Origin of the sequence: Shinella sp., from assembly GCF_049651085.1 — a bacterium.
Lineage (GTDB): Bacteria > Pseudomonadota > Alphaproteobacteria > Rhizobiales > Rhizobiaceae > Shinella.
The window spans coordinates 61,472-86,349 of the sequence record NZ_JBASBL010000008.1; the positions used below are offsets into that span (position 1 = coordinate 61,472).

Genomic DNA, 24,878 nt, shown 5'->3' on the forward strand with positions numbered 1-24,878 from the left:
GAGGAGTAGACATATGAATAGAATCCTGTTGAGCGCCGTGGCGGTGCTGATGAGCGGGGCGGCGGCAATGGCCGAGTATCCCGAGCGGCCGATCTCGTTCCTCGTTCCGTGGAATGCCGGCGGCGGCACGGATGCCATCGCCCGCACCTTTGCTGCCGGCCTGGAAAAGGAACTCGGAGCCAAGATTACCGTCATCAACCGCACGGGCGGCGCCGGCGTTGTCGGCCATCAGGCCATGGTGACGGCCGAGCCTGACGGTTACACGATTGGTCTCGGCACGGCTGAACTGGTGTCCTTCTACTGGAACGGCCAGGCCGATTTCACCTACGAAGCCTATACGCCGATTTCGCTGATCAACCTCGATCCGGCGGCTTTCCATGTGGCTGCGGACAGTGAGTGGAAGGATCTGCGCCAGGCGCTCGATGCCATCAAGGCGGCGCCCGCCGGAACCTACAAGATCGCGGGCATGGCTCCGGGCGCAGCGTACCACATCGCGCTCTCCGAGCTGCTGCAGAAGGAAGGCATTGATCCGGTCAACATCACCGTGATCCCGACGCAAGGGGCCGCCCCCGGCTTCCAGGAACTGGTTTCGGGCGGCGTTGAAATCCTGCCATTCTCCCTGCCGGAAGGCCGCACCATGCTCGAGGCCGGCAAGACGCGTGTGCTGGCGACTTTCGATGCCGAGCGCTCGTCCGCTTTCCCCGACGTACCGACGCTGAAGGAAGCCATCGATCTCGACTACGTGAACGGCACGTGGCGCGGCATCGTCGCCCCGGCGGGCCTGCCTGCCGACATCCAGGCGCGCCTTTCGCAGGCCTCTCAGAAAGTGGCCGAAAGCGAGGAGTTCAAGGCGTTCATGGAGAAGCAGGGCTACGGCATCTCCTACAAGAACGCCGAGGAATTCACGGCCTTCCTCAAGGAAAAGCAGGCATCGGTGGGCGAGGTTCTCGGACTGCTGAAGCTGCGCGTACGCGACTAGGATCCAACCATGCGAATGTCTGATCTGCTGTCCGGGGCGATTTTCATCGCCTTCGGTATCACAGTGCTGGTTCAGGCCAACAGCCTCCCCTCGATCGGGGGAGGCGTGTTGTCCGCCGGATTTTTCCCCGGCCTGCTGGGAGCCGGATTGGCCTTGGGGGGAGCAATCGTCGCGGGCAAGGCACTTTTGCGTGGCGCCACGCTGCCCCTGATCCAGACCGAGCCGTGGATGCGCGATAGGCGCAAGCTTGCGATCGTTGCGCTGATCTCACTGTCGATTCCCTTCTTTGCCTTCGCCGCGCCGGCGATCGGCACCATCGCTACCTCGTTCATCATCCTGACCGTGATGATGCTGGCGCAGGGACAGAAGCCGGCGCAGAGCGCCACCATAGCCGTTGTCGTCTCGCTGGCAGTCTACCTGCTGTTTTCCCTGGGGATGGGCGTACCGATGCCGACTGGCGTAATTGAAAGGATGCTGCCATGACGGCCTTTCTCGAAGCCCTGCCGATGGTGCTGTCGCTGGATGTGATGCTCATCATCTTCATCTCCGCCGCTTTCGGCCTGTTCGTGGGCGCAACGCCAGGTCTCAGCGCCACCATGGCCGTGGCCCTTCTTGTGCCGGTCACCTTCTTCCTCTCGCCGGTGGCCGCGATCGGCGCCATCATCACCTGCTCGGCAATGGCGATCTTCGCCGGCGACATTCCCGGTGCTCTGCTGCGTATTCCCGGCACGCCGGCGTCCGCCGCCTATGTCGACGATACGTTTGCGCTGAACAAGCAGGGCAAGCTGGCGCTCGGCCTCGGCACCACGCTGACGACGTCGGCCATCGGCGGCGTCATCGGCACCATCATTCTGGTGATGGCCGCGCCACAACTGGCCAACTTTGCCCTCAATTTCTCCAGCTATGAGTATTTCTGGCTGGCTATGCTCGGCCTGTCCTGCGCCACCGTCGTCGCGCCCGGGGAACCGGTGAAGGCGATGATGTCGCTGATGCTGGGCGTCCTCCTGTCGACGGTCGGCCTCGATGTGGTCACCGGCCAGCAACGCTTCACCTTCGGCGTCATCGATCTGCAGGCGGGGGTCCCGCTGATCGCGGTGCTGATCGCCGCCTTTGCCATCGCCGAACTCTACCGCAAGGCCACCAGCTCGGATGCGCCGCTCCCGATCCCGCCGCCCCTTTCGGCCGCAGGCTTCATGCGCGGACAGGGCGAGGTGTTGTGGCGCTACAAGGCCGGCATCACCCGCGGATCCCTGACCGGTACACTGGTCGGCGCGCTGCCGGGGGCAGGTTCGGACATCGCCGCCTGGATTTCCTATGCCATCTCGAAGCGGTTTTCCAAGACGCCCGAAAAGTTCGGCACCGGCCATCTGGAAGGGGTCGCGGAAGCGGGCGCCTCCAACAATGCGGCGCTGAGCGGTTCCTATGTGCCAACGCTGGTATTCGGCATTCCCGGTGATTCCATTACCGCCATTGTCGTCGGCGTGCTTATCATCAAGGGTATCCAGCCGGGCCCGATGGTGTTCACGTCGTCGCCGGAACTGCTGAATGCGCTCTACGTCGTCTTTTTCCTGTCCAATATCCTCATGGTGCCGCTCGGGATCATGGCGATCATCATGGGGCGCAGAATTCTCATGGTGCCGCCCGGCATCCTCTATTCCATCATCCTGCTCCTGTGCATGGTCGGGGCGTTCGCCACGTCGAACTCGCTGTTCGATCTGTGGTTCCTGCTGGTGGTCGGCGTACTGGTATGGATCCTCGACGCCAACGACTATCCCGCCGGCCCGCTGGTGCTGGGGCTGGTTCTTGGGCGAATTGTGGAAGAGAACTTCATGAACAGCGTTCTGAAGTCCCAGGGCGATATCGCGGCCTTCTTCAGTCGACCGGTTGCCGGCACACTCGGTGTCATCACGCTTCTGGTGTGGAGCTATCCGCTAGTGGCCATGGCCTATCGGCGCCTTCGCACCGCGCGCGCCTGAACCTGATTACTCAACGGCATGAATTTTTCACCCGGGGGGACACCCCCCGGGATACGCATCCTGAACTCCAGAAACAGAGGTTTTTCATGACACACACACCGGACATCGTGCGTCCCGACAAGGCGCTTTTGGACGGGCTGGCCATGGTCGGCAGCGCCACCGCTTCGGCGGAACTGTGCAACATGGGCGTGCGCGATACCCATATCCGCGGCCCCGTGCCGTTCACCCGTGGTCGCGCCATCGCGGGGCCGGCCCTGACGCTGCAATTCATGCCCAAGCGCGAAGACCTGTACGGCGGCAAGGAATATGACGAGCCGGAAAAACAGCTTCATCGCCATGTGCTCTACCATGTGCAGGAAGGCGACATCGTCGTCGTCGATGCGCGCGGCGACATGGCCAGCGGTATTTTCGGCGAGATGATGCTGACCTATTTCGCCGGGCGCGGTGGAGCCGGCATGGTCATCGACGGGTGCATCCGCGATGCGACGGAAGCGTGGAAGCTCGACATTGGCTTCTGGATACGGGGCGTCACGCCGAACTATCACACCCAGACCAACCTGATGCCCTATGCAGTCAATGTGCCGATCGCCTGCGGCGACGCCTTTGTCTGCCCCGGCGACATCATCATCGCCGATGACGATGGAGCCGTGGTGGTTCCGATCGCCCTCGCGGACGAATTGCTGCGGCGTGCGAGCAACCATGCGGAGTGGGAAGGCTTTTCCAAGCTGCGCCTTTCCCAGGGCGGGGACCTGCGCAAATACTATCCGATCACCCCGGAGGTCGAAGACGAATACCGGGCCTGGCGCGCAGAGCAGGATGCGGCAAAGACAAAAGCCTGATCCGGCCTTGTAAAACGTCTGAAGAAACGCCCGCGGATCATTGATCCGCGGGCGTTTCACATCCCGGCCGCCGAGCGAAATCAGGATTCCGGTTGGGGGAGGGGGCCAAGTGCGGCTGCGAAACGGGCGATCATCGCCTCGCCCGCAACGCTGGGCCGGGCAGCGGGCGCGCGGTCATGAACCGTAATGCCGGCGCGTGCGCCGAATAGGCGCTTGCCATAACACATCAAATGCTCGATGCCTTGCATGGTGCTGACCACGGCGGGCAGCATCAGCTGATAGGCCGCCTCGCACTCCTGCTCACGTCCATCCCGGAAGAACTGGTAGACTTTCACAGCATGGTCGATGCAGTCCGGCGCCAGTATCATGCCCTTGCAGCCGATGCGCAGGTTGTCGGGCAGTTCCAGCCCGCCGCGTCCGTTGAACACCGGCAGTTGCCCGCCGGTCACCTCGATGAGATGGGCGATATCGACCACCGGGCCTTCACCCTTGATGAGGCGGATATTCGGATGGCATCTGGCCAGTTCCCGGATATCATCGGCATTGAGACCACGCCCCATCAGTGCTGGCGCATTCTGGATGGCCACGGGGAGCGTGGCGGCATCGGCGACGCGCCCGAAGAAATTCATATACTCCCTTGCGGAATAGGCGCCGATCATCGGCGGCTGCACGATCAGCCAGTCAGCCCCGGCACGGGCAGCGTGCTTGACCTGGCGGATCTGCTCGGCAACCGATGAGCCGTAGATGGTTATGCCCAGCGGAACTCGCCCGGCATTGTCTTCGGCCAGCCATTCCATGACCTGTACACGCTCGTCCTCGCTGAGTTTGGACGCTTCGGTGGCAAGGCCAAGCGCGGCCATGCCATGCACGCCTGCCGCAAGGCAAAGCTGTGTTTGTTTGCGCATGGCGGCCCGGTCGAGCTTCTCCTCTCTATCGAACAGGGCGTAGAGAATGGCGTGGATGCCGTGCAGGTCTTCGATGCGGAATGAATTCATGGTGATCCTCGATGGCTTTCGCGGGCCCGGCGGCAGTGCCTCCCGGTCCCTCAGACACCAGTATCCGTTAAACATATGATGTTTGGTAATCAAGCTTGAGTTTTCTTGGCGCACGGGAGATGAAGGGCTACAAACAGTAGAGAACCGTTCGTCGCATGAGACACAGAAAACCCAACCGCACCGAGAAGCTGGCGGATGACCTGGCGCAACGCATCCTCAGCGGTGCCTTCCCCATCGGCTCCCTGCTGCCCGCCGAGCCGGAACTGGAGCGCGAATACAATTCGAGCCGCACCGTCGTGCGCGAGGCGATCAAGGTACTCTCGGCAAAAGGCCTCGTGACAGTGCGTCAACGACACGGCACCCACGTCAACAACCGCGATCAATGGATGTGGCTGGATGGCGACGTTATCCGCTGGCTGGCGGCAGACCGTATCGATCCGCAGGAGCTGCTTGCCTTTTCGGAAGTGCGCCGGATCTTCGAGCCCGAGGCTGCCGCGCTCGCTGCTGTCCGTGCCACGGATACGCAACGCCGCGCCATTCTGCTTAGTTTCGCCGCCATGTCGGCCAGCCAGAATAGTAGCGAGGAGGCGATTGCGGCCGACAAGGCTTTCCATCTCGCCATCCTGGAGGCGACGGGCAATCCCGTCCTGCGTTCGCTGCGTCGCGCCATCGAAGCGGTCTTGGACGCGCTTTTTCCCTATACGATCGACCGCTATGCAGCCAACATCGACAACCATCGCCTGCTTGCCCAGTCGATCCAAGATAAGGATCCGGAAGCTGCTCGTCGGTATATGCGCGCCGTGCTGGGCGAGACGGAGGATTTCCTTCAGGCCATGGCGCTTGATCCGGTGAGCCCTGCGCACTGAGGCCCACCACGGGGCTGCCGGGGGCATTGTCCGGCCAGCTCGCATCACCTTTGGAATTCTCGCTTCCGTGGCGGATTATCGCCCGCGCGGTACTAGCTAGCCTCTGGAATAGGTCGAGAGAGCGTTCAGCCGCGCTTCCGTTTGCTGGAGCGCTTCGTGTGCGTGCATTTCTGGCTTGCCTGCAAGCATGCTGGCCAGGACCTCGCTGAGGGCGAAGGCTGGTGTCATGGTGTGGAAGAAGCTCAGGCTGTCGGTGGGGCAGAAGAGGACCGAATCCGCCACGGCTCTGATCGGCGCGACCTCACTGTCTGTAATCGCGACGATCTTGAGGCCACGCGACTTCGCGTACTCGCAGATTTGCAGGGTGATCGCGGCATAGGGACTGATAGTCAGAACGAAAAGGACATCGCCTTCCTTGGCCCATGTCAATGCATCGGAGCCGGTGCCAGCGGCCCCGTCGACGAGCACAGTGCGCTCGCCCAGAAGCGAGATCATGTAGTTGAAGTGCCACATCACGGGATGGCAGGACCGTTGCCCCAGGCAATAGATCCGCCTGGCGCCCGTGAGCGCATTGGCCACCGTCGCCAGCGAGGCCAGCACCTCTGGGTGGCTGAGACCGTCGATCTGGTGCGAAAGCCGAGCGAACATTCGCGCTGCAAGAGCGGTGTCGCCCTCAAGTGCCTGATCGCGGATCTGCTGGCGGGCTTTTTCCGCGAAGCCCGTGCTTCGGTCCCGAATGGCTTCGTGGTAGATGGCGCGTACCCTGTCATAGCCGGGCAGGCCCAGGAACTGCGCAAGCCTGGTCATGGTGGCGGGCTGCACGCCGGCCTTGCGCGCCTGATCCCGCATCGAGAGCAATGCGACATCCTGTGGATTTTCAAGGATATACCGACCCGCCATCTGGAGCTGACGCGGCATTTGATTGAACCGCGCCACGATCTCTGAATGGAGGGGGTAGATTTCCATGTGGCATTCTCTTTCGTTTGGACCGGAACGGCGCGCCGCTCCGGTCAAGTAGTGCTCCGGTTGCAGGAGAACCACCAGCGCCATTTGTTTGCAAGCCGTTCAGGACGCAAATCTGAAGCGGCCCCGAGGATCGCACTTCGGCGCCCGGGCAGTTTAGCCGTCCGCCAGCACCTGATCGACGGTATCGCCAAGACGGCTGACGATTTCCCCAACCTCCTCGGAGGTAACAATGTAGGGCGGAGCCAGCAGAATATGATCGCCCGCTTTGCCATCGATCGTGCCGCTGCCCGGATATATCATCAGCCCATTTTTCATGGCCCCGGCCTTGAGACGGCTGGCGAGAGCCATGCCCGGATCGAAAGGCAGCTTGCTGAGGCGATCCTGCACCAGCTCCAGACCGATAAAAAGACCGCGCCCGCGGATATCCCCGATGTAGGGAGAATTCGCGAAGCGTGATTGCAAGGCGCTCATCATCTCCGCGCCGCGCAGGCGGGAGTTCTCCAGCAGGTTGTCCTCAGTAACCACTTGCTGCACAGCGAGCGCCGCCGCCGCCGCCATCGGATGGCCCATATAGGTTTGTCCGTGGACAAAGGCGCCTGAGCCGCGCAGGAACGCGTCATGCACCTTGCTGGACACCAGTACGGCACTGACCGGCTGATAGCCGCCGCCAAGCCCCTTCGCCAAGACTTGGATATCTGCCGAAATCCCTTCCTGTTCGCAGGCGTGGAGCGTGCCGGTGCGCCCCATTCCGCACATGACCTCGTCAAGGATGAGCAAAACGCCGTAGCGATCGCAGATCTCGCGCACACGACGGAAATAGTCGCCGACCGGAGGAACCACGCCGGCGGTAGCGCCGACCACGGTTTCCGCAACGAACGCCATGACGCTGTCAGTGCCGAGCTCAAGGATTTTATCCTCCAACTGGCGTGCGGCGCGTGCGGCATAGTCCAGATCGGATTCGTTTTCCTGCTGGTAGCGATAGGCGAAGCACGGGTCGATGTGGTGTGTCTCGATCAGGATCGGGGTGTGCAACTTTCGACGCCCGGCGTTTCCGCCCGTGGCAAGCGCGCCCAGCGTATTGCCGTGGTAGCTCTGGCGGCGTGCGATGATATGGCGCCGTTGCGGCTCACCGCGCTCGACATGGTACTGACGAGCCATCTTCAGCGATGCCTCGACCGCTTCCGAACCGCTGTTGAGCACCATGGCGTGGCTCATGCCCGCCGGCGCATCGGCGACAAGCCGGCTTGCCAGCGCTTCGGCCGCTTCGCTGGTGAAAAAACCCGTATGCATGTAGGCGACCGTATCGAGCTGGGCGAGCAGTGCCTCGCGCAGGCGCGGATGCCCGTGGCCGAGACATGACACTGCCGCGCCGCCGCACGCGTCGATATAGGTCTTGCCGTCGCTGTCGCGGACATGGATCCCTTCAGCGTGCACCACAGTAGGCAAGCGACCGGTCAGGGAGCGATGGAGAATCTGGCTCATGATTGCAGTGCACACCATGGATGGCAGCGAATTTTCCGTGACATGGCGCATTTCCTTCCGGGTTGATGATTCATTTGTTTCATATATATTGCATTCAATCCACTTGAATCGCAATGGCAAATTGCCGCCTCCTGTCACGGTAGGCGGATCGCCGGAAAAGAGGACGCAATGACAGGCACATTGAAGATCGCGGTCGCCCGCTTGTGGCACGAAGCGCACAGCTTCACCCCGGTTCAGACCCGTCTGACGGACTTCCGGCGCAAGGAGTGGCAGCAAGGGCCCAATACCGCCGACTTCTATCGCGGCACCAACACGGAGATCGGCGCAGTCGTTGAGCTGCTCGACAGCGAGAAGGATCTGGAGGTGCACTTCTCGCTTTGCACCGCCGCACCGCCTGGCGGCCTCGTGCCGCAGGCCGAGATGCAACAGATCCACGACGCCATTCTGGCCGGACTGGAAAGCGGTCCCTTTGACGGGATTTATCTCTCGCTGCACGGCGCAACGCTCTCGACCGGCTCCCTGTCTCCAGACACCGATCTCATCCGCCGCGTTCGCGCCCTTGTCGGACCCGACACACCCATTGCCGTCAGCTTCGACATGCATGCCTGCATCAATCCGGCCCTGGCCGATCTGGTGCAGATTCTGTCGGGCTATCAGACCTATCCCCATGTCGACATGAAGGAGACCGGTCATCGCGCCATGGCGATGCTGCTGGATAGCCTGCGTCACAAACGCGGGATGCGCCTGCACCTGCGGCCGGTACCGATGCTGCCGCTCAGCCACATGATGCGCACCGCCGACGGCCCCATGCGCGAGCTTGTCGATCTCGGACGGAAAGCCGCGCAAAAGCCGGGCATTGCGGACGCGACGTTCTTCGCATCATTCACCTATGCCGACAGCCCTCATGCGTCGGCGATGGTCGCGGTCACCGCGACGCTGGAGGGCGACATCAGTGCGGAACTCAACAGCCTGGGCGCGGCATTTCTCGAGCGCGCGCCCCGTTTCCGCGCCGCTGTCGTTCGCGCCAAGGAAGGGCTTTCCTGCGCGGAAACATTGCTGGAGCAACGGCGGGAAAAGGGCCCTGTCACCCTGATAGACACCGCAGACAACCCTCTGTCCGGCGGCATCGGCGACACGACCGGCCTGCTGCGTGCATGGCTGGAGAGCTCATCTCACCGCCGCACGGTATTCAGCTTCTTCCACGATCCGGCGTTGGTCACCGAATGCCACAGGCTGGGGGAGGGGGCCACGTTCTCCGCGCAGCTCGGCGGCCGGATCATGCCGGAATATGGCGCACCCGTTCCGCTGACAGTGCGCATTCTACGCCTGACAGACGGCCGCTTCCGCAATGTCGGGCCAATGGAAAACGGCATGGCTGTCGACATCGGCAGAACGGCGGTTCTGGAGTGCGGAAACCTTCGCGTGGTGGTGGCCGAAACCTGCCAGAGCGTTAACGACCTCGCCTGGTGCAATCTGCATGACATAGACTTGGCCGAAGTGGACCTGTTTCTGGTCAAGGCCAAGAATCACTTCAGAGCGGCTTTCGAACCCCACTGCATCGCGCTGATCGACATCGAGTCGCCGGGGCCTTCGCCCGCGGATTTAAATCTCGTGCCCTATCGGCATGTTCCGCGGTCTCTTCTCGGTTAAAAACTGCCCAGAAAGCCGTCGAACGGGAAAGATCATAAAACAAGTGTTTCATGCATGTTGACTTTGAAACGCAAACATCAAAGAATGCCTCCGAAGACCGAATGGACCCAGGGAAATTGATGAGCGATACCGTACCGCTTCACGTTCACGATCTGCACAAGAGCTATGGCGAGACCGAAGTGCTCAAGGGCATTTCCATGCAGGCCGGGCGTGGAGACGTCATTTCGATCATTGGCTCCTCGGGTTCGGGCAAGAGCACTTTTCTGCGCTGCCTGAACGTTCTGGAGACCTATCAGAAGGGCGAGGTCCGCTTCTTCGGCGAAAAGATCGAGCTGGGACGGAAGGGGCTGGCAGGCAATCGCCAGATCGACCGCATACGCTCGCGCATGGGCATGGTGTTTCAGGGGTTCAATCTGTGGAGCCACCTGACCGTCCTGCAAAATCTCATGCTGGGCCAGGTCTCGGTTCTGGGCCGCAGCAAGGCCGAAGCGCGAGAGAAATCCGAGGGTTTGCTGGAGCGTGTCGGCATCTACGATCGGCGCGACTACTACCCGATGCAGCTGTCAGGCGGGCAGCAGCAGCGCGCGGCGATCGCCCGCGCTTTGGCGATGGATCCCGAAGTTCTGCTGTTTGACGAACCGACATCCGCGCTCGATCCGGAATTGGTCGGAGAGGTGCTCCGGGTCATGCGTTCGCTTGCAGAAGAGCAGCGCACCATGATCATCGTGACCCATGAAATGCGCTTCGCGCGCGAGGTCTCCTCCAAGGTTCTGTATTTCCATCAGGGCCTCGTTGAAGAGGAAGGACCACCCGAACAGGTTTTCGACGCACCGGTCTCCGACCGCTGCCGCACTTTCGTAACCCAGAATTTCGATCAATGAAAAACGTCCAGGGAGGATGAATGATGACCAACCGATTTAAGATCGTGATCGCCGCGACTGCGGCATTGCTGGCGGCCGGATCGGCCAGCGCGGAAACGCTGCGCCTTGCAACCGAGGGCACCTATCCGCCGTTCAACTTCGTATCGGCTTCGGGCGAGATTCAAGGGTTCGACATTGATATCGCCAACGCGCTCTGTGCCGAGATGAAGACCGAATGCAAGATTGAGACCTTCTCCTGGGATGGCATGATCCCGGGTCTCAACGCTGGCAAGTTCGACGCCATCGTCGCCTCCATGTCGATCACTGAAAAGCGGAAAGAGGCCGTCAATTTCACGCAGCCCTATTATCAGGCCGGAGCGATCATCGTTGCCGCCAAGGGCCAGGAAATCGAGACCACACCGGAGGGCTTGGCAGGCAAGGTCATCGGCGTACAGCGCGCCTCGAGCTACGGCCAGCTCCTGAAGGCGCAGTTCCCGGAAACCGTCATCCGCGAATACGACAAGAACGAGGAACACAATCTCGATCTGGCCGCGGGCCGCATCGACGGAGTGATGGCCCAGCGGCTGTTCATGCAGCAGTGGCTCGACAGCGAGGAAGGCTCCGGCTTCGAAGCCAAGGGCAAGGCATTCTTCGACACGGCCTATCTTGGCCCGGGCGCCGGCATTGCGATCCGCAAGAGCGATCAGGCCCTGCAGGACCGTTTCGACGCGGCTCTGAAGACCATCATGGAAAACGGCGTCTATGACGAGATCAACGACCGGTATTTCCCGTTCAGCCTGAAGCCCGGCCAGGAAGGCTGAGGCATCAATCTGCGGCAGCGGCCTGAGACGAGGGGCGCTGCCGTTCTTTTTCAAGCGGCGGCAGGCGTTGGCGCCTCGTTCGCAAGGGAGTTCGGATGATCGACCTGCAAGGCTTTGGCGGCCTGTTGGCCGAAGGCACATGGATGACGATCCGCGTCACGATGATCGCGGCCACGGCAGGCGTGTGCATCGGCATCGGAGTCGCGCTCATGAAGCTTTCGGGATCGCGACTGTTGCGGTTCCTGGCCGAATCCTACACGACCGTCCTTCGCGGTGTTCCGATCCTGCTGGTGATCCTGCTGTTCTATTTCGGCGCGATCGCCGCGGTGAACGCCGTCGCCCGCGCCGTTGGCTACACCCAGTTCATCGATGTCAGCGCATTCGCGGCCGGTTGTCTCGCCTTGTCGCTGGCCTTTGGCGCCTATTCGGCCGAGGTCTTCCGGGGCGCGCTTCAATCGATACCGAAGGGGCAGGTCGAGGCTGCGCGCGCCATCGGGCTGCCGCGGTCCAAGACCTTCTTCAAGATCACCCTTCCGCAGGTCTGGCGCCTCGCGCTTCCCGGCCTCTGCAACATCTTCCTCGTGATCATGAAGGAAACGGCGCTCATCTCGGTCGTGGGGCTGGATGAACTGATGCGCAAGACGCAATTCGCCGTCGATTTCACAAAGAAGCCCTTCACCTTTTTCCTGGTGGCGGCCTTCATCTATCTTGGACTGACTGTCGTCACGATGGGCGCTACCGCCTTCCTCGAAGCCCGCGCCAACCGTGGATTTGTTGCCCAAAGGAGAGGCGGATGAACGTTCAGGTAATGATCGATTCCATTCCCGCCCTTCTCGGCGGGACTTTGTTGACGTTGAAGCTGGTGGCCGTTGCGTCGGCGATCGGCTTCGTGCTGGCGCTTGGCGTGACGGCGATGCGCCTGTCGGGACGAACCTGGCTCGTAGCGCCATCCTATGCCTATGTCTTCTTCCTGCGCGGCACGCCGCTTCTGGTCCAGATTTACCTCGTCTACTACGGGCTGTCACAGTTTCCAGAAATCCGTCAGAGCGTGCTCTGGCCGTTCCTGCGCGAGCCCTGGTGGTGCGCACTGATCGCGTTCTCGATGAACACCTCGGCCTATGTGTCCGAGGTGATGCGCGGAGCGATCACGGCGGTTCCGCTTGGCCAGATCGAGGCAGCGAAGGCCATTGGCATGCCCGCGTTGAAGCGCTTTCACAAGGTGGTCGCGCCGCAGGCGATGCAGATCGGCCTGCCGGCCTATTCGAACGAGATCATCCTGATGGTGAAAGCCTCGTCCCTGGCCTCGACGGTGACGCTGCTCGATCTGACCGGCGTGGCTCGATCGCTCGCATCCGAAACCTACATGCCGGTCGAGGTACTGGGCATGGCGGGCATCATCTATCTGATCCTGAACTTCATCCTGACCCGAATCCTGCGCGGCCTCGAATGGTTTTTCTCGCCGCGGCTGAAATCGGCTCCGGGCATCCTTGCGAAGGCCTGACATGACCCTGACCCGTGACGACTGGCACACCCGCGCCAAAGCTATCGCGCCGGAAACACACGCCTTCTACGCCGGGCGCGCCCGGATGGCGGCCAGCGGTGAGACCTTCCTTTCGATCAACCCCGCAACGGGTGGCGTGATCGCCGAACTCCCGGCCTGCGGTGCCGAGGACGTCGACCGCGCTGTTGCTGCGGCAAAATCGGCCTTTGAAGCGGGTGTCTGGGCCAACCGCTCGCCCGCCGAACGCAAGGCGATACTGCTCGCCTGGGCCGACCTCATCGAGCGTGACGGCGAGCATCTCGCCTTGCTCGAAAGTATCGATACCGGCAAGCCCATCCGCGATACGATCGCGATCGACGTTGGCTCCTCGCTGAAGTCGATGCGCTGGTTCGCCGAGGCGATCGACAAGGTCTATGACGAGATCGCGCCCGTGCAGGCCTCCGCGCTTGCCATGCTGAGACGCCGGCCGCTCGGCGTCATTGGCGCCATCGTGCCCTGGAATTTTCCGCTGAACATGGCGATCATCAAGATCATGCCGGCTCTGGCGGCGGGCAACTCGGTCATTCTGAAGCCCTCGGAGTTGACGTCGCTCTCCGTGCTCCACATTGCCAAACTCGCGCATGAGGCCGGGTTGCCCGGCGGCGTCTTCTCCGTCCTCACCGGGATCGGCCCCGAAACGGGCCGTGCGCTGGCATTGCACATGGACGTCGCGTGCCTGTCTTTCACCGGATCCACGGCGGTCGGCAAGCTACTTTTGGGATACGCCGCCCAGTCCAACCTGAAACGCGTCAATCTCGAATGCGGCGGGAAATCCGCCAACATCGTCTTTGCCGATGTCGGCGATCCGACCAAGGCGGCGCTGGCGGCCGCCAATGGCATCTTCCAGAACATGGGGCAGATCTGCAATGCGGGTTCGCGCCTGCTGGTCGAGGCCGGGATATATGACGAATTCCTCGAGCGTGTCGTCGCGCAGGCCAACGGCCGCAACTCGGGCGATCCACTCGATCCAGAGACACGCTACGGCACGATGATTTCCGCCGCCCATGCGGATCGGGTCCGCGGCTTCATCCGCTCCGGCCAAAAGGACGGCGCGCGTCTTGTCGCGGGCGGCGAGGGCGCGGCAGGAACTGCTGTCGTGCCGCCGACCATCCTTGCCGAGGTGAGCAACACGATGGAGGTCGCGCGCGAGGAAATCTTTGGCCCGGTCCTTTCGGTCATCCGCTTCGAGACGGAAGACGAGGCGATCCGAATTGCCAATGACAGCCCCTACGGCCTCGCCTCCGCGCTCTGGACCGCGAACGTCCCGCGCGCGCTCCGGCTGGAACCGCGCCTTCAAACCGGCGTCGTCTGGGTCAACACGCTTCGGGTGGGCGATATCACCGTTCCCTTCGGCGGCATGAAACAGTCCGGCCTAGGGCGTGACAAGTCGATCCATTGCTTCGATGAGGTCACCGCCGTGAAATCGGTCTGGGTCGACCTGGCGGAATGACTATGGACGCTCCGCGGATACTTATTGCCTCGCTGCTGCATGAAACCAACAGCTTCAACCGGACCCTCACGCCGATCGATAGTTTTCATGGCCGTTTCCTGCTGCTTGATGACGCGTCGGCGCGTGCGAGGCTTGCGGGATCCGGCACGGAGATCGGTGGATTTCTCGAAGATTGCGAAGCATTGGGCTGGCAATCCCGGATCGCCTTCGCGGCGGCGGCCGGTCCTTCCGGACCGATGGTCGAGACAGTTTTCGAGGATCTGAAGGCACGCCTTTTCGCGGCGGCGCGCGAGGCAACCGATGGCGTGCTGCTTGCACTGCACGGAGCGATGACGACCGAGAAAAGCGCCGATCCGGAAGGCGACATCGCCTGCGAGATGCGGCGGATCGTCGGCCCGGACGTGCCGCTGGTGGTGACGCTCGACATGCATGCCAATCTCAGCCCGCGCCTGGTCGAGGCGGTGGACGGGATCTGCATCTACGAGACCTATCCGCATGTCGATCAGGCCGAGACCGCAAAACGCGCGGTTGCCGTTCTGGCGCGCCTGCTGGCGCGGCCCAGGACAGGCCGTCGTCTTACCCGCGCGGTGATGATGCGACCGCCCATGCTCGACGCTGCCGATCACGGACGCACGTCCCCACCGGGACCAATGAACCCAATCCTGGCGCGGCTTGAGGCGCTGAGGCTTGAGCTCGACCTCCTGTCAGGCGGCATCACGATCGGCTTCCCATGGGCCGACACCACGAATGCCGGCCCGGCTGTCGTGCTCCATGCCGAACACGGCTCGGTCGCCGACCTGTCCCTTGCCGCGCGGGAACTGACCGGCCTCCTGTGGGAAAGCCGCGACCAGACCCAGCTGGAATTTCCCGGTCCCCCCGAGGCTATGGCGGCAGCGCATGCAGGCCGGCCGGGCGACAAGCCCCTGGTGCTGGCCGATTTCGGAGACAATCCGGCAGGCGGCGCCTATGGCGATTCTCCCAATCTGTTGCGTGCGATGGTCGAGGCCGATCTTGCCAATGCGGCCTTTGCCAGCCTGTGCGACCCGGAAACAGTGGAACTCGCCGCGCGAGCGGGGCGGGGTGCGCGATTGGACGTGATGCTTGGCGGCCGAAAGGCGCCGGAAATCTCCCCGCCTCTGGCGCTCAATGTCGAGGTGGTTTGCCTGCACGACGGCCGCATTCGCTTTGATGGTCCGGTCCTGCGCGGCGTCACCGTCAATATGGGCCCGATGGCGGTGCTGCGCCATCGCGGGATCGAGATCGTGGTCGCCAGCCGCGCGCTCGCCATAACCGATCTGCAGCAATTCCGGACCCTTGGTATAGAGCCGACCGAAAAGTCGGTTCTTGCCCTGAAGAGCCGCAACCACCACCGCGCCGCCTTCGGCCCTCTGGCCCGCGAGGTGCTGCTTGTCGATGCCGGGGGCATCGCGAGCATGCAATTGGCCAAGGTTCCCTACCGAAATCTGCCCCGTCCGATCTGGCCGCTGGACCATGATTGCGGTGCCCTCTCATCAATCCGTGTTCTGGAGTTCCGTCACGATGCCTGACAACGCTACCCTTTCGAATGCCTCGCCCGAAACAGTGCGCCTGAAGGCGCTCGACCTTGCACATCATATGCATCCATTCGCCGACCATCAGGAACTTGTGGCCGAAGGCGGCACGCGCGTCATCACCCGCGCCGAGGGCGTCTATCTGTACGATAGCGAAGGCGAGCGGTTGATGGACGGGATGGGCGGCCTTTGGTGCGTCAATATCGGCTATGGCCGCAAGGAACTGGCGGAAGTCGCAGCACGCCAGATGGCGGAGCTTCCCTACTACAACACGTTCTTCAAGACGACGATGCCCAGCACCGTCGAACTGGCCGCCGAGATCGCCACGGTCGCGCCGAACGGTCTCAACCGGGTGTTTTTCGCAAACTCCGGCTCAGAGGCCAATGACACCAATATCCGCCTGGCCCGGCTCTACTGGATCCGCGCCGGCAAGCCCTCGAAGAAGGCGATCATCTCGCGCAAATATGCCTACCACGGCACGTCGATCGGCTCCGGCTCTCTGACCGGCCTGCCGTCGATGCACGACATTCCGGGCCAGCCGATGGCCGATGTCCATCATGCGCCCGCACCCTTCTGGTGGACCGAAGGCCGCGGCCAGACGCCGGAGGAACATTGCGCCGCCGCGCTGGCCGGGCTTGAACAGATGATAGAGACCGTTGGCCCGGAGAATATCGCGGCCTTCATCGGCGAGCCCGTTCAAGGCGCTGGCGGGGTGATCACGCCGCTGGAAGGCTATTGGGTCAAGGTGCAGGAAATCTGCCAGCGTCATGACATCCTGCTGATTGCCGACGAGGTCATCTGCGGCTTCGGTCGCACCGGTCAGTGGTTCGGTTCGCAGACCTACGACATCAAGCCCGACATCATCACCATCGCGAAGGGCATGTCCTCCGGCTACATGCCGATCTCGGCATCCGTCTTCGGCGATCGCATCGCTTCCGTCCTGATGGACCAGCCGGGACGGATGAACCACGGCTATACCTATTCCGGACATCCCGTCGCCTCGGCGGTCGCGCTGGAAAACATCCGCATCCTCAAGCGCGAACGCATCGTCGAGCGTGTCGGCGAGGATACGGGTCCCTACTTCATGGCGAAGCTGCGCGAGCTGCTGGATCATCCGCTGGTCGGGGAAGTCCGCGGTATCGGCCTGATGGCGGCTGTAGAGCTGACCCGTGACAAGCAGGGCCGCACGCCCGTCACGCCGCTCTCAAGCCTTGCCACGCCCGTGCGAAACCTTTGCTTCCAGACCGGCCTGACCACGCGTGCGGTCCGTGACTGCCTGGTCTTCTCCCCGCCGCTCGTCATCTCGCGAACCGAGATCGACTGGCTGGTCGATCGCCTCCGCAAGAACTTGGACGCCTTTGTATGAAGCTGAAAGCGGCAGGCTCCCGATGCCTGCCGCCCCCGTCTCAGGTGGCAACTCTTTCGCACCGGTCGATATAGTACTGGTCGTAGAGATCCCGGTATTTCTCGGCCGCGCCCGCGTCGCTGTAGCTTGGCAGCGCATCCATGTCGGTCTTGTTGAGGACGACGCCGAGGGTTTTCGCGGCGATCCCGTTTTCGGCCGCAAGCAGATCACGCACCAGGTTTGCGGGTGTCTTGCCCCATTCCACGATGAAGAGGAAACCATCGGCAAGCGGCTCGAATGCCTTGGCGTCGATGACAGGACCGAGCGGGGCGAGGTCGACGACGACATAGTCGAACGCCTGTCGAGCCTCCTCGATGAGGCGGTGCATGGCGGGCGAGGAGACGAGGTCGCTTGCATGACGGGCACGGTTGTCGCCCGGGCGGATCCCGATCGGAAGGATCGAGAGCTGCGACTGGCGATCGGTCCTGACCAGCTGGTTCCAGGCGGTCTGCCCGGTGAGCGCTTCGATGAGGCCCGCCTGTGGCGCCGGTTTCATCATGATGCTGAGGCCGGGCTTGCGCACATCGGCGTCGATCAGCAGGGTCCTTTTGCCGCTGACGGCCAGCAGAGCGGCGAAGTTGGTCGCAACGGTGGATTTTCCTTCGCCAGGAAGGGCCGAAGTCACTGCGATCACGCGGGTCTTGCGGCCCTGCAGCATCACGTCGCTGGCGAGTTTTGCATTGCGGAGGGTCTCCGCGAAAACCGAACGTGGCGCGTCCAGCACGACCCGCGTCATGCGTTCGAGGGGAATGACGTCCTCGCCGTCTGACGCCCCCGGTTCCGCCTTCAGCGCCTTTGCACCGATCATCGCCGGCTTGGGCCTCTTCCCGCCGTTGATCAGCGGCAGGTAGCCGAGCGGTTTCAGCCCTAGAATGGTGCGGATGTCGTTTTCGAGCCGGAAGGCGCGCTCGCGCATTTCCTGAATGAAGGTCAATGCACCGCCGGCCATCAGGCCGAGCATCACGCACAGGCCCAGCACCATCGTCTTGCTGGGGGCCGACGGCAAGACGGGCACGCCGGCATCCGAAATCACCCGCGCCTTGGCGATCGGGAAGGACTGTTTTTGCGAAGCCTGCTCGTAGCGGCTGAGATAGGATTCCGAGAGCGCCTTCAGCGCCGTCGCCTTCTGCTCAAGTTCGCGCAGCTGCACGGAGGAACGGTTCGCCTCGGCATTGCTGCCGGCCACCTTGTCGATGCTTTCACGCAAGGAAACCTCGCGCGAACGGGCGACCTCGTATTCGTTTTTGTAGCTGGCGGTGAGCTGCTGGAGCTCGCGGTAGATCTGTCCGGCGAGATCGTCCTTTTCTGCCCTCAGCGCGGCGGCCTGCGGGTGGTCGGCGCCGAAATTCTGCGCGATGTCCTGCGCCCGCTTGACGACGGAATTGTAGCGTTCACGCAACTCCTGAAGCACGGAGCCGCCAGCCTGCTGCGTCGGGACGGAGGCATTGTCGATCGCCTTGTCCGGCCCCTGCTCGACAATGGCACGGAACTGGGCGTAGCGCGCCGAGGCGCTGGCCGCATCGGCCTGCGCCAGGATGAGCTGGCTATTGAGATCGGCAAGCTGCTGCTCGGACATCAGTTCGCCGCGGGCGGAGGTCAGGCCGTTTTCGCTGCGATAGCGCTCGACTTCCAGCGCCGCTTCCTGGGCGCGTGCCTGAAGGTCCGTCAGCCGTTCCTGGAGCCAGGTCGATGCCTGTTCCGTCGCCGTATAGTTGGCGCTGAGCTGATCTTCAAAGAAGGCTTCGGCATAGCGCCTGGCGATCTGAGCTGCAAGCTGCGGATCGGTCGAGCGGAAGGAGACCGCGAGCACGGCGCTGCGAGCGACCCGTTCCACGGCCAGCGATTGTTGCAGCATGGCGGCGGCTTTCTCGCGCCGGCCTCTCGCAAGCGCTTCCTCCGATACCGCCGGCTCGGACGAGCCGAATGACGCGAGCGATTTGGCCCATCCCTTGGCAATCGCGACGGGGGACTGCGGCGGATTGAGAACGGTCTCGTTGTCCGCAAGCTTCAGGTCGTCCACCACGCGCAGAGCCAGCCGGCCGGATTTCAGGATCTCGACGGCGCTCGCGATGCGCATGTCGACCTGCTGGCTGCTCTGCGGCGAGGGTTCGTTTTCCTCGGCATAGCGCGACAGATCCTCGTCGAGCAGAATCTGCGTCATCGACGTGTAGATGGGCGTCGCAAAAACCAGATAGACGACCCCCAGCGCGACCGTGACGGCGATCGCAAGCGCGATCAACCGAGCGCGGCGAAGGAGGATCGTTAGGAGACGGTTGAGGTCTATGAAGGAATCGGATGGATCCGGCTCCCTTCGAAAGACGCTGCTGTGCGGTACGGTGCGATGGTGCATGGGGCTCCGTTCTACCTTTCGGCGCGATGGACAACTTCCTCCTCCCCGAAGGCGGCCCCGGATCGGGCTCTTTGTTTCGCGCAATTTCTGGAACTGCTTCGATCCGGGGCCGTAGGATTATGCCGCGCGAATCCGGCCCTCGTGCGACATCATCATGGCACGCAGGGATTCGTAGACGGCACCGCCGATATCGGGGCGGGCGAGCGCGAAAGCGACATTGGCCTCGATGAAGCCGTGCTTCGAGCCGCAGTCATAGGTTCGCCCCTCGTAGACATGGGCGTGGAAGGGCTGCGTCGCGGAGAGCTTCAGCATGCTGTCGGTGAGCTGGATCTCGTTGCCCGCACCGCGCTGCTGGCGCGCGAGGTGTCCGAAGACCTCCGGCTGAAGGATGTAGCGGCCATTCAGGAAGAGGTTTGACGGCGCTTCGCCGGCCCGCGGCTTCTCCACCATATGGGTGACGGCAAAGCCGTGGCGCACGGCCGCACCCTTGCCGACGATGCCATATTGCGAGGCTTCTTCCGGGGCGCATTGCTCGACGCCCACCACGTTGCCGCCGACTTCCCCGTAGAGGTCCATGAGGCCGGAGAGGCAGCCGCGCGGGCCGAAGGAGGTCATGTCGGGCAGGAGCAGCGCGAAGGGCTCGTCGCCGATGACATCGCGCGCGCACCAGACCGCGTGGCCGAGGCCGAGCGGCGCCTGCTGGCGCGTGAAGCTCACCGAGCCCGCCGTCGGCAGCAACTGGCTGAGCTCGCTGACCTTGTCGTCCTTGCCGGATTTTTCCAACGAGGAGATCAGCTCCGGCGTATCGTCGAAATGGTCCTCGATGACCTGCTTGTTGCGGCTCGTGACGAAGACGACATGTTCGATGCCGGCCTCACGGGCTTCGTCCAGGGCATATTGCACGACCGGGCGGTCGACGATGGTAAGCATTTCCTTGGGCATGGCCTTGGTGGCCGGCAGGAAGCGGGTTCCATTGCCGGCGACGGGAATGACGGCCTTGCGGACGGTCCTGGTTTTCTCCATGGAATTATCCTTTGTTCTTGAGCGCGAGATCCTGCGCTGTCGATGGGGAAGAAGCCGCGCGGGGCGCGGCCCTCTTGCGAGGGGTCGGTGGCGCGAGGAGACGGCGCCACCGGGCAGCGATCGGCATGGCGAGATGCCGGAGCGCGACGGGATCGCCAAGCGCCACCTTGAGGGCGGCACCGGGCGAACGGTTCTTGAGATGCCGGACGAGCGAGAGGAAGGCGTGCGCTTCCTGTAGGCTGCGGGTGCGTCGGCGCTGTGCAGCGGCCGCAGGGCCAGCGAGGGGAAAGCTGGCGAGGAATTTCCGGTCGCCCTCCAGCATCGCCTCCACGTGATGCAGATGCAGAACGCGCGAAATCGAGCCTTCGCGGATGTGATAGGTATAGCCCACCTCGGGAACCACCACGCAGCGGCCGCTGGAGGCGAGCGCTGAGGCGAACAGCAGATAGTCCTCTCCGATCCTGAGCATCTCGTCGAAGGCCAGGCCTTTGTCCTCCAGGAAGGCCCGGCGGATGACCGGCTTCATGTAGCCGAAATTGTGCGTGCTGCGGAAAATCCTGTTGGAATCGATGAAATCCGGCAGCGTCAGCTGCGGCGTGAGGGCGAGCAGGTCGTCCGGAAACATGCGCTCCTTGCGGCCATCGAGGTGCAGCACCTCGAGATTGTCCACTGCGATGTCGGCCTCTTCCCGCCCGGCGGCGGCAATCAGCCGCTGGAGGCGGCCGGGCTGCATCGTATCGTCGGCATCGAGCACCGCGATCCACCGGGCGCTTGCTGCGGCAATGCCTGCATTGCGTGCGCCGCCTGGCCCCACGTTGCTGTCGAGCGAGACCAGCCGCACGGAAGGCAGGCCAAGGGACGCAACGGCCTCACGCGTCCCGTCCGTCGAGCAATCGTCGGCGACGATGACCTCCACCGTCACGCCCTGTTGCGCGACGGCGCTGCGGATCGCGCGCTCGATCGTATCGGCTGCATTGTAGGCGGCGATCACGACGCTGACATCGAGGGTCATCGGGCCGCAGCCTCCAGCCCATAGGGCTCGATGGCGCGCGCACCGAAAAGACCGCCGATCACGCCGGCATGAAGGAGGCCGCGCAGGAGAAGGCGATTGCGCCGTACCGGCAGGAAAGCGAGGGCACCCGCACCGGCAAGGCAGGTTGCGCATTTTCCTGCGGCAAGGACGGCAGCGCTCATCCGCGCCGCGCCGTCATGCCGTTCGGCAAGGAGGCGGCCATGCGTCTGGCCCATGCGCAGCCGGCGCTGCGCCAGCCAGGTGAAGCTTGCGCGGGAAGACGGCACCGGCTCGTTCACCCAGGCATCGCTGGCAAAGGCGATGCGGCCTCCCGCCTGGTGCACCTGATCGAAGAAGGCGGTATCCTCGCCGCCGCTGCGGCCAAGCGAGAGGTCGAAACGGCGGGCGGCAAGCGCCGGGGCAGCAAGGCGCATCAGGACATTGCAGGTATAGCCGGTGCGGATTTCGCCCTTGACCCAGACGGGCCGGGTGGCATGAAAATCGCCCTGCCGCATCCAGCCCGGCGCATCCGCTCGGTAGAGCGCCCGCACCGGACCGAGCACCACGTCGGCTTCGCTTCTGGCCGCCTCGGCAAGCAGCCGGTCCAGCCAATGCGGCTCCACCGTCTCGTCGTCATCGACGAAGGCGATGAAATCGGCATCGGCCTGATCGAGGCAGGCATTGCGGGCAATGGAAATGTTGCCGGCCGGGCAATGGACATAGAGCACGTCCATCGACAAATGCGCCGCCGCGGCCTCGACGCGGGCATGCGCGCTCGGTTCGGCATCGTTGTCGGCGACGATGACGCGCAGGCGCACGCCCGGCGGCACGATCAGCCGGGCGAGCGAGGCCAGCGTTTCCGCCAGCGCCTCCCGCCGGAAGGTGCAAACCGCGATGTCGACGCGAAGTGGTTTATCCGTCATGCCGGCACCCTGCGCTGGCGGATGTCGAGCACCTCGCGCCAGAAGCCGGCCGACCAGGCGAAATGCATGATCATGGCCGAGACGGCAGCAAGCGGGCCATAGGGGTTGCGCTGGCCGAGCGCCATCCATGCGCCATAGCCCATGCAGGCGACAGCCCAGAGTACGAAGGGCACGGCAGCGATCCAGGTGAGCGCTGCAAGGAACGCGCCGGCAGCAACGGGCGCCACCATCAACGGCAGCAACTGGCGCAGGCTCGGACGCGAGCGGTGCTTCAGGAAATTGCGCGCCCGGCCCCGGCCATAGCCGAAATACTGCTTGAATAGCGGCAGGGCGCTGGCGCGCGGATAGTAGATCATGCTGGTGCGCGCGGTCATCCAGATGCGATAGCCGGCCTGCTGGAGCCGGTAGTCGTATTCGGCATCCTCGTTGGCGGTGAAGGTCTCGTCATATCCGCCGACGGCGCGGAAGGCGGCTATGCGCATCAGCGCATGATGGCCGTGGTCCGCCCAGTGGCTCTGCGCGCCGGCGCGGTGCTTTGCGCCACCATTGCCGAGTACCGAGTTCTGCGCAACGGCGGTAGCCTTCTGGAAGGTGCCGAAGCCGACGGTCTGCATGGCGACGACGACGGAATCCGCGCCTGTCTCCAGCGCGTCCTCGACCAGCACACGGCAATAATCCTGCGGATAGGTGCCGTGCGCGTCGATGCGGATGAGATAGTCGTGTTCGACGCCGAACATATCGACGGCAAGATTGATCGCGGCGCTCTGGATGCGCTTTGGATTGTCGAGCACCCGCATCTTCGGCACGGTTGCGGCGAGGCGCCGGGCGATCTCCCGCGTCCCATCGGTGCTGCCGCCATCGACGATGACAAGGGTCGCGTTGAGGTCGGAAAGGGTCGGTTCGAGCTGGCGGACCAGCGGCTCGAGGTAGCGGGCCTCGTTGAGGCACGGAATCACGATCAGGCACCGCACGGATGCTGCAGCGTCAACGGTCATGGCAATCCACCTTGTTTGCGACGAGGGAGGGAAGGGCGCGCGGCATCGCCGGCTGGCGAAGTGCGGCAAGGCGCTGGACGAAGGCGGCGCAGTCGCCGCGATCGGCGATCCAGGGCCCGGCCCCGAGCTTGACAAGATTGGCATAGAGGGCCCGGTAGGCATCGCCGTCGAAGGCGGAAAACCGGTTGGCCAGTGTATCGACCCGCCCATCGCGAAGCGCGATGCCGACGCCGCGCTGGAGGGCAAGCCGCGCCGTCTCGGTTCCATCCAGAACGATCGGCAGGGCGCCATGCCGGCAGCCTTCATAAAGCCGGTTGGGCAGCAGCCAGAGCGAGTTCTGTCCTTCCTCGAAGAAGTCAATGGCCCAGGCGAAATCGACGTCCGCATAGATGGCGGAAAGGTCTTCCGGATTGCGGTACGGACCTTCGAAGCGCAGGAAGGGTTCGCGGGCGACAAGGCCGTCGAAATCGTCGAACTCGGAATAGGCCGGCCGGCCGCGCAGCACCACCTCGAAGCGGCCCTCCATCTGCCGGGTGAAGGCGGAGAGAAGGTCGAGCGACTTGCGGCAGCGGATTGCGCCAAACCAACCGATCCGCCAGGGTTCGCCCGCCGGCCGCGTGCGCACGGGCAGGCCTGTCTGACCGCCGTCCAGCTCCAGCACTTGGTTCTCAAGGAGGTGCACGGGTGCTCGGATGCCCGAGAGCGGCTTGAAGTAGTGTTCGACGAATGCCGGCGAACTGGTGACGATCAGACCCGACTTGCGGCCGAAATGGCGCTCCGCCGCCCGCACGGCGCGGCCGGCCATGCCGTTTTGCAGTAACAGGCGATGCACGTCGAGGCATTCATAGGCGATCGGCACGCCGCCGAAGCGGGTGGAGGCGCGGCCAGCGAGCGGCAGCATTTCAAGATTGCGCGCAAGAATGACATCCGGTCGGGCAATACCGGCGAGACGCCTGGGGAGCAGCGCCGCCGCACCAGCTATGGCAAGAAGGCGCTGGGCGAAACGGGCGTCCGCGGTCGTGCCGAGTTCCAGCGGCGTCACGCCCTCGATATCGGCAAGCCGGTTCTCGCCGCGCCGGAAACCGGCAAGCGTCACCGCAGCCCCGCCCGCCTGCAGCATCAGCACACGGCGGCGCACGGAAGGATCGGAAAGATCGTGTACGAGATAGAGAACGCGGAGCATCGAGGACATCCGC

General features: G+C 63.4%; 22 protein-coding genes. 13 read left to right on the forward strand and 9 right to left on the reverse strand.

The genetic code is table 11. From position 1 onward, the window contains the following. The first annotated feature begins 13 nt into the window (after positions 1-13). From WA950_RS05055 to WA950_RS05070, 4 genes are all read left to right on the forward strand, one after another. Entirely contained in the window at positions 14-979 is a 966-nt protein-coding gene (locus WA950_RS05055) for a tripartite tricarboxylate transporter substrate binding protein (RefSeq protein ID WP_424550597.1), read from the forward strand. A 15-nt stretch (positions 980-994) separates the two neighbouring features. Beyond that, positions 995-1,462: a tripartite tricarboxylate transporter TctB family protein gene (locus tag WA950_RS05060; protein ID WP_424550598.1), complete on the forward strand. Its 468-nt coding sequence runs from the start codon at positions 995-997 to the stop codon at positions 1,460-1,462. Beyond that, the gene (locus WA950_RS05065) at positions 1,459-2,955 is read left to right on the forward strand and encodes a tripartite tricarboxylate transporter permease (RefSeq protein WP_424550599.1); all 1,497 of its coding nucleotides are present in this window, start codon (positions 1,459-1,461) and stop codon (positions 2,953-2,955) included. Before WA950_RS05060 ends, WA950_RS05065 begins: the two co-directional genes overlap by 4 nt. An 86-nt stretch (positions 2,956-3,041) precedes the next feature. Beyond that, positions 3,042-3,794 carry a ribonuclease activity regulator RraA gene (locus WA950_RS05070; protein ID WP_424550600.1) on the forward strand — a complete coding sequence of 251 codons (753 nt, stop codon included), beginning with the start codon at positions 3,042-3,044 and terminating at the stop codon, positions 3,792-3,794. 80 nt (positions 3,795-3,874) lie between these two features. Here WA950_RS05070 and WA950_RS05075 read toward each other — a convergent pair whose 3' ends face one another. Continuing rightward, a complete protein-coding gene (locus tag WA950_RS05075; protein WP_424550601.1) occupies positions 3,875-4,789 on the reverse strand; it encodes a dihydrodipicolinate synthase family protein in 915 nt (304 codons plus the stop codon). Positions 4,790-4,944: 155 nt separating this feature from the next. On the opposite strand from WA950_RS05075, the gene WA950_RS05080 reads away from it, so the two are divergent. Further along, positions 4,945-5,655: a FadR/GntR family transcriptional regulator gene (locus WA950_RS05080; RefSeq protein ID WP_424550602.1), complete on the forward strand. Its 711-nt coding sequence runs from the start codon at positions 4,945-4,947 to the stop codon at positions 5,653-5,655. A gap of 96 nt (positions 5,656-5,751) precedes the next feature. Here the strand turns inward: WA950_RS05080 and WA950_RS05085 are convergent, their stop codons facing one another. Further along, positions 5,752-6,621 carry a MurR/RpiR family transcriptional regulator gene (locus WA950_RS05085; RefSeq protein WP_424550603.1) on the reverse strand — a complete coding sequence of 290 codons (870 nt, stop codon included), beginning with the start codon at positions 6,619-6,621 and terminating at the stop codon, positions 5,752-5,754. Positions 6,622-6,774: 153 nt separating this feature from the next. After that, on the reverse strand, positions 6,775-8,103 hold the full coding sequence (locus WA950_RS05090) for an aspartate aminotransferase family protein (RefSeq protein WP_424550604.1): 1,329 nt from the start codon (positions 8,101-8,103) through the stop codon (positions 6,775-6,777). Positions 8,104-8,271: 168 nt separating this feature from the next. On the opposite strand from WA950_RS05090, the gene WA950_RS05095 reads away from it, so the two are divergent. From WA950_RS05095 to WA950_RS05130, 8 genes are all read left to right on the forward strand, one after another. Further along, a complete protein-coding gene (locus tag WA950_RS05095) occupies positions 8,272-9,753 on the forward strand; it encodes a M81 family metallopeptidase (protein ID WP_424550605.1) in 1,482 nt (493 codons plus the stop codon). A gap of 119 nt (positions 9,754-9,872) precedes the next feature. Then, positions 9,873-10,634, forward strand: coding sequence for an ATP-binding cassette domain-containing protein (locus tag WA950_RS05100; RefSeq protein WP_424550606.1), 762 nt, complete (start codon positions 9,873-9,875; stop codon positions 10,632-10,634). Positions 10,635-10,657: 23 nt separating this feature from the next. Further along, entirely contained in the window at positions 10,658-11,434 is a 777-nt protein-coding gene (locus tag WA950_RS05105) for a transporter substrate-binding domain-containing protein (protein WP_424550607.1), read from the forward strand. A gap of 95 nt (positions 11,435-11,529) precedes the next feature. Then, the gene (locus WA950_RS05110; RefSeq protein WP_424550608.1) at positions 11,530-12,231 is read left to right on the forward strand and encodes an ABC transporter permease; all 702 of its coding nucleotides are present in this window, start codon (positions 11,530-11,532) and stop codon (positions 12,229-12,231) included. Then, the gene (locus tag WA950_RS05115) at positions 12,228-12,935 is read left to right on the forward strand and encodes an ABC transporter permease (protein ID WP_424550609.1); all 708 of its coding nucleotides are present in this window, start codon (positions 12,228-12,230) and stop codon (positions 12,933-12,935) included. Before WA950_RS05110 ends, WA950_RS05115 begins: the two co-directional genes overlap by 4 nt. A gap of 1 nt (position 12,936) precedes the next feature. Continuing rightward, on the forward strand, positions 12,937-14,424 hold the full coding sequence (locus WA950_RS05120) for an aldehyde dehydrogenase (protein WP_424550610.1): 1,488 nt from the start codon (positions 12,937-12,939) through the stop codon (positions 14,422-14,424). A gap of 2 nt (positions 14,425-14,426) precedes the next feature. Next, positions 14,427-15,971, forward strand: a complete 1,545-nt coding sequence (locus tag WA950_RS05125; RefSeq protein WP_424550611.1) for a M81 family metallopeptidase — start codon at positions 14,427-14,429, stop codon at positions 15,969-15,971. Beyond that, positions 15,964-17,340 carry an aminotransferase gene (locus tag WA950_RS05130; RefSeq protein ID WP_424550612.1) on the forward strand — a complete coding sequence of 459 codons (1,377 nt, stop codon included), beginning with the start codon at positions 15,964-15,966 and terminating at the stop codon, positions 17,338-17,340. The genes WA950_RS05125 and WA950_RS05130 overlap by 8 nt, the downstream gene beginning before the upstream one ends. Positions 17,341-17,380: 40 nt before the next feature. Here the strand turns inward: WA950_RS05130 and WA950_RS05135 are convergent, their stop codons facing one another. The 6 genes from WA950_RS05135 to WA950_RS05160 form a co-directional block, all read right to left on the reverse strand. Next, complete coding sequence (locus tag WA950_RS05135) at positions 17,381-19,729, reverse strand: polysaccharide biosynthesis tyrosine autokinase (RefSeq protein WP_424550613.1); 2,349 nt, start codon at positions 19,727-19,729, stop codon at positions 17,381-17,383. Positions 19,730-19,846: 117 nt separating this feature from the next. Beyond that, a complete protein-coding gene (locus tag WA950_RS05140; RefSeq protein ID WP_424550614.1) occupies positions 19,847-20,752 on the reverse strand; it encodes a UTP--glucose-1-phosphate uridylyltransferase in 906 nt (301 codons plus the stop codon). A 4-nt stretch (positions 20,753-20,756) separates the two neighbouring features. After that, on the reverse strand, positions 20,757-21,764 hold the full coding sequence (locus tag WA950_RS05145) for a glycosyltransferase family 2 protein (RefSeq protein WP_424550615.1): 1,008 nt from the start codon (positions 21,762-21,764) through the stop codon (positions 20,757-20,759). Then, positions 21,761-22,687: a glycosyltransferase family 2 protein gene (locus WA950_RS05150; protein ID WP_424550616.1), complete on the reverse strand. Its 927-nt coding sequence runs from the start codon at positions 22,685-22,687 to the stop codon at positions 21,761-21,763. Before WA950_RS05150 ends, WA950_RS05145 begins: the two co-directional genes overlap by 4 nt. Beyond that, positions 22,684-23,682, reverse strand: coding sequence for a glycosyltransferase family 2 protein (locus tag WA950_RS05155; RefSeq protein WP_424550617.1), 999 nt, complete (start codon positions 23,680-23,682; stop codon positions 22,684-22,686). Before WA950_RS05155 ends, WA950_RS05150 begins: the two co-directional genes overlap by 4 nt. Beyond that, complete coding sequence (locus WA950_RS05160) at positions 23,672-24,865, reverse strand: glycosyltransferase (RefSeq protein WP_424550618.1); 1,194 nt, start codon at positions 24,863-24,865, stop codon at positions 23,672-23,674. The genes WA950_RS05155 and WA950_RS05160 overlap by 11 nt, the downstream gene beginning before the upstream one ends. Positions 24,866-24,878 lie beyond the last annotated feature (13 nt).

Bases quoted from the DNA above. Each gene is read 5' to 3' on its own strand.
- WA950_RS05120 (WP_424550610.1), top strand. From the start codon at position 12,937: ATGACCCTGACCCGTGACGACTGGCACACCCGCGCCAAAGCTATCGCG.
- WA950_RS05100 (WP_424550606.1), top strand. From the start codon at position 9,873: ATGAGCGATACCGTACCGCTTCACGTTCACGATCTGCACAAGAGCTAT.
- WA950_RS05065 (WP_424550599.1), top strand. From the start codon at position 1,459: ATGACGGCCTTTCTCGAAGCCCTGCCGATGGTGCTGTCGCTGGATGTG.
- WA950_RS05140 (WP_424550614.1), bottom strand. From the start codon at position 20,752: ATGGAGAAAACCAGGACCGTCCGCAAGGCCGTCATTCCCGTCGCCGGC.
- WA950_RS05095 (WP_424550605.1), top strand. From the start codon at position 8,272: ATGACAGGCACATTGAAGATCGCGGTCGCCCGCTTGTGGCACGAAGCG.
- WA950_RS05150 (WP_424550616.1), bottom strand. From the start codon at position 22,687: ATGACGGATAAACCACTTCGCGTCGACATCGCGGTTTGCACCTTCCGG.
- WA950_RS05090 (WP_424550604.1), bottom strand. From the start codon at position 8,103: ATGAGCCAGATTCTCCATCGCTCCCTGACCGGTCGCTTGCCTACTGTG.
- WA950_RS05125 (WP_424550611.1), top strand. From the start codon at position 14,427: ATGGACGCTCCGCGGATACTTATTGCCTCGCTGCTGCATGAAACCAAC.
- WA950_RS05155 (WP_424550617.1), bottom strand. From the start codon at position 23,682: ATGACCGTTGACGCTGCAGCATCCGTGCGGTGCCTGATCGTGATTCCG.
- WA950_RS05075 (WP_424550601.1), bottom strand. From the start codon at position 4,789: ATGAATTCATTCCGCATCGAAGACCTGCACGGCATCCACGCCATTCTC.
- WA950_RS05055 (WP_424550597.1), top strand. From the start codon at position 14: ATGAATAGAATCCTGTTGAGCGCCGTGGCGGTGCTGATGAGCGGGGCG.
- WA950_RS05115 (WP_424550609.1), top strand. From the start codon at position 12,228: ATGAACGTTCAGGTAATGATCGATTCCATTCCCGCCCTTCTCGGCGGG.
- WA950_RS05135 (WP_424550613.1), bottom strand. From the start codon at position 19,729: ATGCACCATCGCACCGTACCGCACAGCAGCGTCTTTCGAAGGGAGCCG.
- WA950_RS05110 (WP_424550608.1), top strand. From the start codon at position 11,530: ATGATCGACCTGCAAGGCTTTGGCGGCCTGTTGGCCGAAGGCACATGG.
- WA950_RS05085 (WP_424550603.1), bottom strand. From the start codon at position 6,621: ATGGAAATCTACCCCCTCCATTCAGAGATCGTGGCGCGGTTCAATCAA.
- WA950_RS05130 (WP_424550612.1), top strand. From the start codon at position 15,964: ATGCCTGACAACGCTACCCTTTCGAATGCCTCGCCCGAAACAGTGCGC.
- WA950_RS05160 (WP_424550618.1), bottom strand. From the start codon at position 24,865: ATGCTCCGCGTTCTCTATCTCGTACACGATCTTTCCGATCCTTCCGTG.
- WA950_RS05145 (WP_424550615.1), bottom strand. From the start codon at position 21,764: ATGACCCTCGATGTCAGCGTCGTGATCGCCGCCTACAATGCAGCCGAT.
- WA950_RS05105 (WP_424550607.1), top strand. From the start codon at position 10,658: ATGACCAACCGATTTAAGATCGTGATCGCCGCGACTGCGGCATTGCTG.
- WA950_RS05080 (WP_424550602.1), top strand. From the start codon at position 4,945: ATGAGACACAGAAAACCCAACCGCACCGAGAAGCTGGCGGATGACCTG.
- WA950_RS05070 (WP_424550600.1), top strand. From the start codon at position 3,042: ATGACACACACACCGGACATCGTGCGTCCCGACAAGGCGCTTTTGGAC.
- WA950_RS05060 (WP_424550598.1), top strand. From the start codon at position 995: ATGTCTGATCTGCTGTCCGGGGCGATTTTCATCGCCTTCGGTATCACA.